This window comes from Pseudomonas sp. 05L36 (genome assembly GCF_056398125.1).
In genome coordinates this window covers 1-8,569 of the sequence record NZ_JBFTOU010000060.1, presented here as the reverse complement: position 1 = coordinate 8,569, position 8,569 = coordinate 1, and the positions used below count along the sequence as shown (strand labels likewise).

The window sequence follows — 8,569 nt, the reverse complement described above, 5'->3', positions numbered from 1 at the left end:
ATCCCGTAAAACGGGGACGCAGTTCCAGCAATGAAAGCATATTCCCAGTCCGCAAAACCGGGTGTCAGTATCAATCCCACTCGTGCCATCAGTCAGAATCCTCCATGAATGCCAATAACATATGGCGACAACAAACATACATCAAGGGACGGACTATCTATATTGGGTCGGTTTCAGCCGGTCGTGGAAGGCAGAAGTCGGCCACAAGCAATCGTTGGGCAGTGGCAAACAGGTGCCCCGTGCAGAAATCGAGCAGGAGGCGGATTTACATCCGCCGTCCTCTCACATACCGTACATTCGGTTTCGTATACGGCGGTTCAGGCTATGCGGCTAAGCCGGTTTATCATATCCAGAGCCGCCCGAAGTCCAGCTGGCGCAAGCTCCATTCACCGCGCTCCCCCCGCACTCAAGTCCAACGCCTTGGCGACTTGAGCGTCGACAATCAGCGTACCGACTGCAACTCGCGCCACTGCCGCAATGATCCGGCAATCGGCAAACTGACGGTTATGGATCAAACAAGAGTGCCGTCCCAGAGCTTCTCAGAACGGTGAAACCCCCTCTTCGTCCGAGTAATCGCGCATTTGCGCAATGACCTGGTCACCGAAGCGCCGGCGAAACTCTGGCGGACGATCATCGCACTTGTTCCTGGCTGGACGAATGCCTGGGCAGAAACACCTCGGCCAGCATGCAGCGCGCGCTGCCGCCACCGATGCGCTCGATGGTGTCGATGTTCACCGGCAACGGCGTGGTGTGAGCTTCGATCAAGCGACGCTGATCGGCGTCCAGGGATTGCCAGGCTGTGCGCGACATCACCAGCAGCGGCTCGCCCGCTGCGTTGTGCACTTCGAGCATGTTGCCGGCAAAGGACTCCAGCTGCGCCCAGTTCAAGGCGATGACCTGTTTGCCGCTGGTTTCGAGCCGATTACGCAGCGCCGCACGTTCACCCGGATGGGGCACGGACGCCAGGCAAACCACCGCCACACGGGTGCCGACACTCATCATGACGTTGGTGTGATAAATCGCCACGCCTTGGCGGTCCACCGCGTTGAACGCACACAGTTCATAGCCCAGATGGGTGACCAGTTGATCCAGTGCCCGGGCGTGGGTGCGGGTCGAGTACCCGGCGTAGCAGATCCGCTGTTGCCGATCCAGGACCATGCTGCCGGTGCCCTCGAGGAAAACCTCTTGCTCTTCGAGGCTGGACAGGTCCAGCAACTGCTCGACATGGTATTCGCCCAGCAACCCGTCGAGTACACCCTTGTCCCGCTCCAGACGCCGGTTGTGGCCCTGCATCGGATACAGGACCAAGGTGCCATCCGGGTGGCTGCTCCACCAGTTGTTGGGGAAGATCGAGTCCGGGGTATGCGGCGCTTCGCGATCGTTGTGCACCAGGACTTCAACGTCGTGCCGACGCAACGCGTCAACATAGCCATCGAACTCGGCCAGGGCCTTGAGTTGTACGTCTTCGGCAACGGTTGCCGGACGCTGGAAACGGTTGTTCGCCGCCGTGTCCTGATTGAAGGAGAAACGTGTCGGGCGAATCATTAAAACCGTATTGGTGGTTTGCATGGGCACAGACTCAATGAGGGTCGAGAGAGGCTCATTGTCTGTTTCGAGGTGGGAAAAACCGGTTGATAACGGCTTTTGCGCTGATGAAAACGGCTGAAGATTGCTGGTTGCCCAGCCGATTCGGTGAGGGTCGGAAAGCAAAAGATCGCAGCCTGCGGCAGCTCCTACAAGGATACGCATTCCAAAGTAGGAGCTGCCGCAGGCTGCGATCTTTTGATCTATTCCATGGTGGTCTTGACCATCGCCAGCTCCGGGTGGCTGACCAGTTTGTCGATGTGCAAATCCGGGTCGTCAAACCAGACTTCGGTCAACACCCGGTAATGCTCCATGTCACGGCAGCGCATGCGCAGGCTGTAGTCGAACGCGCCGCTGATCAGACGACATTCCAGCACCTGCGGGCAGGCGCGGACCTTGGCTTCGAAGGCCTTTTGCGCTGCGCGTCCGCTCTGGTTCGACAACGCCACCAGCACCAGCAACGACAAGCCCGGCGTCAGTTTCTTCTCATCGAGAATCGCACCATAGCCGCGAATGACCCCAAGCTGTTCCAGCTTGCGTACCCGTTCCAGACAAGGCCTGGGGGTCAGGTGCACGCGCTCGGAGAGCTTTTGGTAAGTGATGCGCCCTTCGTGGCGCAACACTTCAATGATTGCCTGATCGATACGATCAAGCACGATCGACAGATCGCGGATATCCGCCATGTACGCCTCGCCTCACTTCAAACGACCCGATAGAAATTGCTGCAAACGTTCACTGTTCGGCCGGTCGAGTATCGTAGCATCGCCCTGCTCTTCGACCCGCCCCTGATGCAAGAACAACACTTGGCTTGAGACCTGCCGGGCAAATCCCATTTCGTGGGTCACCATCAACATGGTCCTGCCTTCTTCGGCCAGTGCCTGAATCACTTTCAGCACTTCACCCACCAGTTCCGGGTCGAGCGCCGAGGTTGGCTCGTCGAACAACAGGATTTCCGGTTCCACCGCCAGGGCACGGGCAATCGCCACCCGTTGCTGCTGCCCGCCCGACAGAAACGCCGGGTACTGATCGGCCACCCGTTGCGGCAAGCCGACCTTGTCCAGATACGCCCGCGCGCTCTCCTCGGCGGCCTTGCGACTCATGCCCAGGACTCGACACGGCGCCAGCACGATGTTCTCCAGCACGGTCAGGTGGCTCCACAGATTGAAATGCTGGAACACCATCGCCAGTCGCGTGCGCAAGCGCTGCAACTGCTTCGGGTTGGCGACACGCATGCCACCGACGCCCTGACGGGTGAGGACTCGCTCGCCATCCAGAGCAATAGCGCCTTCGTCGGCCCGTTCCAGAAAGTTGATGCAGCGCAGCATGGTGCTTTTACCCGAACCGCTGGCGCCGATCATGCTCACCACGTCCCCTGCCCGCGCGTTCAACGAGACGCCCTTGAGCACTTCGTTGTCACCAAAACGTTTATACAGATTTTCAACCGTGAGTTTGTACATGCGAATACTCCTGGAGCGGCACACTTATCGGCGCCGCTCTGGATAAATGATGGAAATCAGTGGGCCGGACCGAGAAAGCTCAGCCAGCGCTTCTCCGCCAGGCGGAACGCGCCGACCAGCCCGAACGACAGCACGAGGTACAGCAGACCGGCAATGCCGAAGGCCTGAAACGTCATGAAGGTCGCGGCGTTGGCGTCCCGGGCGATTTTCAGGATGTCCGGAATCGTTGCGGTGAACGCCACCGAAGTCGCGTGCAACATCAGGATCACTTCGTTGCTGTAGTACGGCAGCGCGCGGCGCAGCGCCGAAGGCAGGATCAGTTGCAGGTACAGGCGCCAGCCACTGAGGCCATAGGCATGTGCCGCTTCGATTTCACCGTAGGGAATGCTGCGGATCGCTCCGGCGAAGATTTCCACGGTGTAGGCGCAGGTGTTGAGGGTGAACGCCAGCAAAGTGCAATTCATTGCGTCGCGGAAAAACGCTTCGAGCAATGGCTGCGAACGGACCACAGCAATGCCGTAGATCCCGCTGTAGCAAATCAGCAACTGGATATACAACGGCGTGCCGCGAAAGATGTAGGTAAACAACTGAACCGGCCAACGCAAAACGCCCAAGCGCGAGACGCGCAAAATCGCCAGGGGCAACGACAGGAAAAAGCCCATGGCAATACTCGCCACCAGCAACCACAAGGTCATGGCCAACCCGGTGAGGGTCTCGCCGTCGCTGAACAGAAAGGGCTTCCAGTATTCGGCAATCAACTCGATCATCGCGCCATCCCCCGTACACCCTGGTTGTAGCGCCGTTCCAACACGCGCAAAACGTAGTTCGAAGCGCTGGTGATCAGCAGGTAAAGCGCTGCGGCCAGCAGCAGGAAATCAAGCATGTTGAACGTGCTTTTGCCGGCCTCCTGGGCGATTTTGACCAGGTCCGACAAACCGATGATCGATACCAGCGCCGTGGCCTTGAGCAGCACCAGCCAGTTGTTGCCCAGGCTCGGCAAGGCGAAACGCATCATTTGCGGGAACACCACGAAACGAAAGCGCTGCCAGCGGTTCAGGCCAAAGCACGCCGCGGCTTCCTGTTGCCCGCGTGGCACACTCAGAATCGCCCCGCGAAAGGTCTCGGTGAAATACGCACCGTAGATGAAACCAAGGGTGATGATGCCGGCCACGAACGGGTCGATTTCCATGTAGGGCCAGCCCATGGCCTCGGTCAGGGCGCTGAGCCAGCCTTGCAGGCTGTAGAAAATCAGCAGCATCAGCACCAGGTCGGGCACGCCACGGATCAGCGTCGTGTAAAAGGTCGCCGGTAGATTCAACAGCTTCAGCGGCGACAGCTTGGCCGCCGCGCCGAGCAGCCCCAGCGCCATGCTCACCAGAAGCGCGAGCGCCGACAGTTTGAGGGTGACCCAGGTGCCGTGCAGTAACAAAGGGCCATAGCCTTGCAGGGCCGAAAAGTCGAGCCCCAGAATATTCAGGAAGGAATTCACGCCAGTCACCTGTCTTGATGCGCCCCGGTCGCTGCGACACAGCGACCGGGGCGCGAGGATCAGTTGTTGTAGAGGTCCAGGTCACCGAAGTGTTTCTGCTGGATCTGCGCGTAGATGCCCTTGTCGTGCAGGGCCTTGATGGCGGTGTTGAGCATGCCTTTGAGCTCTTCGTTGTCCTTGCGCACACCAATGGCGATTTCCGCCGGCACCAACGGGTCGCTGATGCCTTCACTGTTGTGGAAGTCCGCCCCTTGTGGCGAGGCCAGGAAACTCATCTGCGCTTGCAGCTTGTCCTGGATCGACGCATCGAGACGGCCAAATACCAGGTCGGCATAGACCTGATCCTGATTCTGATAGGCCCGCAGTTTCACCCCGCCCGGCGCCAGTTTGGCCTTGGCGTAGGTTTCCTGAATCGTGCCCTGCATGTAACCGATGGTTTTGCCGCGCAGCGACTCGGCGGTGGGCAGCAGTCCGGAGTCTTTGCGGGTAACGATGGCGGTCGGTCCGGCGTACAGGCGATCGGTAAAGTCGATCTGTTTTTTGCGCGCGTCGGTAACGGTCATCGAAGATTCGATGGCATCGAATTTGCCGGCCTTGAGCCCCGGAATCAGCCCGTCGAAATCATTGCTGACCCACACGCAGGTCAGCTTCAGCTCGACACATATTGCATTGCCCAGATCCACGCCGAAGCCCTGGACCCCACCATCGGCCGTGGTGGATTCAAAGGGTGGGTAGCTTGGGTTGACGCCAAATCGCAGCTCCTTCCATTCCTTGGCACTGGCGCCCGTGGCGCAGCACAGCAACGCGAGTGCCGGCAAAGTCAGCCATTTGATGTTCATTTTCTTGAGTCCCGGATTATTTGGATTTATCGCGATCCGGCGCCTGCGTCGGACCACACTTTTTGACAGGGGCAGAGAGTCGATGCGGTCTTCACCGCAGCCGTTTTTGTTGTTGTTTTCGACTGGAAGCTGCCAGTCGTCGGAGTTGTACTCCATCTCAAACGGCGAACGACAAGCGCTTGAAACGGACCATCAGAATGCCAATTGCCGGGACGGTGCTGGTGTCGTAACCCCGGGTTCAAACAGCGTGCCTGTGCTGAACGAATGGCTTTCACAGCCGATGCTGTCGTCGCAGCAAGTCACTGTGTCCCCGCTTTAAGGGAGCGGCACAGGAATGTGCTTGTCTTTGCGGCCTTCTTCATCTGCATGACGATACTGCGGTGACTGTCACTTCGCCGATTGCGCTGTGCGCTCGCTGTTTTTCGACTTCTCTTGCTGTATCCAGGGTCAGTATTGGCCGAAATCTTCTCTGAATTGCCTCGACAATAGTCCAGACCGGCACACCAAAAATCGCCCAAAGGAACCCAATATGACCCGTTACATTGACGTCAATGATCTGAGCCGCCTCGTCCAGGAAAAAAGCTTGCCGCGTTGCCTGATCGAAATGGCCGAGTACATCCGCGAAGACTACGTACGCTGGCCGGATTTCGAAAAATGCGCGCGCCTGGCGAACCACTCACCCGAGGGCGTCATCGAGTTGATGCCCGTGTCTGATGCCTCGCTCTACGCCTTCAAGTATGTCAATGGACATCCGAAGAACACCCACAATGGCATGCTGACGGTCATGGCCTTTGGTGCACTGGGAGACGTCGATACTGGCAAGCCTGTGTTACTGAGTGAAATGACGCTGACGACCGCCATTCGCACCGCTGCCACTTCTGCGCTCGCAGCCCGCTACCTCGCCCGACCGGACAGTCGCCGAATGGCACTTATCGGCAATGGCTCACAGAGCGAATTCCAGGCCCTGGCATTTCATACACTGCTAGGCATTACTGAAATCAGTCTCTACGACATCGATCCAGCGGCAACGGCGAAGCTGGTGGCCAATCTGCGGGCCTACCCCGCCATACAGGTGACCGTTGCCAATAGCGTCGCGCAAGCGGTACGTGGCGCCGATATCGTGACCACGGTCACGGCCGACAAGGCCTACGCAACGATTTTAACGCCTGAGATGATCGAGCCCGGGATGCACCTCAACGCCGTGGGCGGCGACTGCCCCGGCAAGACCGAACTGCACCGGGACATCGTCGAGCGTGCGCGGGTCATGGTTGAGTACGAACCGCAAAGCCGCATTGAAGGCGAAATTCAGCAGATGCCCGTCGACTCACCGGTTATCGAGTTCTGGAAAGTCATCAATGGTCAGACCCAAGGTCGCCAGCATGCCGAGGAAGTCACTTTGTTCGACTCGGTCGGCTTCGCCATCGAGGACTACTCTGCCTTGCGCTATGTGCTGGATGTTGCACGAATGCTCGACATTGGCAGCGACATCCAGCTGGTGCCAGAGCTGCAAGATCCCAAGAACCTGTTCTCGCTGCTGCAGCCTTCGGCAACTGACGATGTAAGGCTTCGGGCTTAATACCACTCGACACTTCAAAGAAGGTGCGCAGGCTAAACCCTGTGGGAGCGAGCCTGCTCGCGATGGACGTTAACGATAACGCGTGTTTTCTGAATAAACGCGCCGTCCTTCAGTCCATCGTCGGAACGCCACCCGAAGCAATCGAGTGCCGAGCCGCCAAAGGGGCTCACCAACGCAACTCAAAGGCATTTTTCGCGCCCGGCTGGATGCTACTGCCCAAGCGTGCGCACTCGCGAGAAAGGGTGTCGTGCAGCCATTGACGGTCATCCCCTTCAGCGCGACAGATGCGAAAGCGACACAGGCGGGTGGGTATCAAGTCCAGCGACTGCAGGTGCCCGCCCGGGTCCAGCGAGGCAAAGTATAGAAGCCCCAGGTCGCCGCGAAAGGCTGTGTAGCCCTCGATGCCTTCGTAATCGTTCAGAAGATCACCGCAGCCATAGAGAATCAGGCGTTCTCGGTACACCTCGATGCCTTTGACGTGGTGCGAGGAATGCCCGTGCACCACGTCAACTCCGGCCTCGTCGATCAAGGCATGGGCGAACCGGAGCTGCTCGCGCGGGATATCGAACCCCCAGTTGCCGCCCCAGTGAATGGAGGCGACCACCAGATCCCGCGGTTTTTTGCCCTCGAGAATCCGTTTGGCCACATGGTGCAGGCTTTGCATCGACAGATCCTCCAGCCGCGCGACGCCCGCGCCCTTATCCGTGGCGGCCCAGTCCGACGCAATGCCGCTGTCGGGTGCGCCGAGGCCAAACACCAGCAAGCGCCGCCCGTCAGGCTGCAGCAACACGGCGGGCGCTTCGGCAGATTGCCGGTTGTTTCCGGCGCCGGCGCTGCACATACCATTGCTCGCCAGGGTCTCCAGCGTATCGGCCAGGCCGGCTGCCCCCCAGTCCAGCACATGGTTGTTGGCCAGCACGCAGCAGTCGATGCCGGCTGCGCTGATGACCGGAAAGTTTTCCGGGCTCATGCGGTAATTGATGCCCTTTGGCTCCGGTCGTCCGCGGCGGGACACCGCAGTTTCCAGATTGATGATGCGTGCGTGTGGCTGGCGAAGTTCGAACTCATCCAGCGCAGCGCCCCAGACATAGGTGAAATCGACTGGGCGGGGAATCGAGCCATTGACTCGTTCTGCCAGCCGGACGTAATCGCCGGCATTCTTGACGTAAGCTTCGTAAAGCCGCGGATCGCCAGGATGCGGCAGTACTGCGTCGATGCCGCGGGCAGTCATGACGTCGCCGCAGAGAAACAGCTTAAGCGTATCGGTAACAGCTGCCATGGCACCCTCCCGAATATAAGTCGGGGGGGATGTTTCCATCCCCCGGCTTATTATTGGTTCTTCACGCAATCCCGGGGAGCACATATAACGAAATATCTGTAGGGGCTGCCGAAGGTTCGGGCCGCGTTCGGACGATCTTTTTGATCTTAATCTTCAGCAATCTCCAGATCGCAAAAGCAAGATCAAAAGATCGCAGCCTCCGGCAGCTCCTACAGGGGAACGCGTGCACCACCAAACAACGAGGTCGAGCGTTAGCTCGCCTCGCGGTGCTGTTGCGGTGCACGCCCCCTCGTGAGGCCGAGCGCAGGTTCTGCGCAGTGGGCAACCCGGCATGGATGCCGGGTT

General features: G+C 59.1%; 8 protein-coding genes and 1 pseudogene. 1 reads left to right on the top strand and 8 read right to left on the bottom strand.

The annotated features are described in order from the left end of the window. The 7 genes and pseudogenes from AC1DKH_RS29975 to AC1DKH_RS29945 form a co-directional block, all read right to left on the bottom strand. Positions 1-89, bottom strand: a pseudogene (locus AC1DKH_RS29975) (glutamine amidotransferase); the annotation flags it as partial. A gap of 541 nt (positions 90-630) precedes the next feature. Beyond that, positions 631-1,569: a citrulline utilization hydrolase CtlX gene (ctlX, locus tag AC1DKH_RS29970; protein ID WP_477800186.1), complete on the bottom strand. Its 939-nt coding sequence runs from the start codon at positions 1,567-1,569 to the stop codon at positions 631-633. Positions 1,570-1,787: 218 nt separating this feature from the next. Beyond that, the gene (locus AC1DKH_RS29965) at positions 1,788-2,267 is read right to left on the bottom strand and encodes an Lrp/AsnC family transcriptional regulator (protein WP_007974731.1); all 480 of its coding nucleotides are present in this window, start codon (positions 2,265-2,267) and stop codon (positions 1,788-1,790) included. Between the two features lie 12 nt (positions 2,268-2,279). Further along, positions 2,280-3,041, bottom strand: coding sequence for an ABC transporter ATP-binding protein (locus AC1DKH_RS29960; RefSeq protein ID WP_007986657.1), 762 nt, complete (start codon positions 3,039-3,041; stop codon positions 2,280-2,282). Between the two features lie 56 nt (positions 3,042-3,097). Continuing rightward, positions 3,098-3,808: an ABC transporter permease gene (locus AC1DKH_RS29955; RefSeq protein WP_477800185.1), complete on the bottom strand. Its 711-nt coding sequence runs from the start codon at positions 3,806-3,808 to the stop codon at positions 3,098-3,100. After that, complete coding sequence (locus AC1DKH_RS29950) at positions 3,805-4,530, bottom strand: ABC transporter permease (RefSeq protein ID WP_477800184.1); 726 nt, start codon at positions 4,528-4,530, stop codon at positions 3,805-3,807. Before AC1DKH_RS29950 ends, AC1DKH_RS29955 begins: the two co-directional genes overlap by 4 nt. 59 nt (positions 4,531-4,589) lie before the next feature. Then, the gene (locus AC1DKH_RS29945; protein ID WP_477800183.1) at positions 4,590-5,369 is read right to left on the bottom strand and encodes a transporter substrate-binding domain-containing protein; all 780 of its coding nucleotides are present in this window, start codon (positions 5,367-5,369) and stop codon (positions 4,590-4,592) included. 529 nt (positions 5,370-5,898) lie between these two features. Here AC1DKH_RS29945 and AC1DKH_RS29940 point away from each other — a divergent pair. Continuing rightward, the gene (locus tag AC1DKH_RS29940) at positions 5,899-6,945 is read left to right on the top strand and encodes an ornithine cyclodeaminase (protein ID WP_477800182.1); all 1,047 of its coding nucleotides are present in this window, start codon (positions 5,899-5,901) and stop codon (positions 6,943-6,945) included. Positions 6,946-7,111: 166 nt separating this feature from the next. Here AC1DKH_RS29940 and AC1DKH_RS29935 read toward each other — a convergent pair whose 3' ends face one another. Then, a complete protein-coding gene (locus tag AC1DKH_RS29935) occupies positions 7,112-8,224 on the bottom strand; it encodes a CapA family protein (protein WP_477800181.1) in 1,113 nt (370 codons plus the stop codon). Positions 8,225-8,569 lie beyond the last annotated feature (345 nt).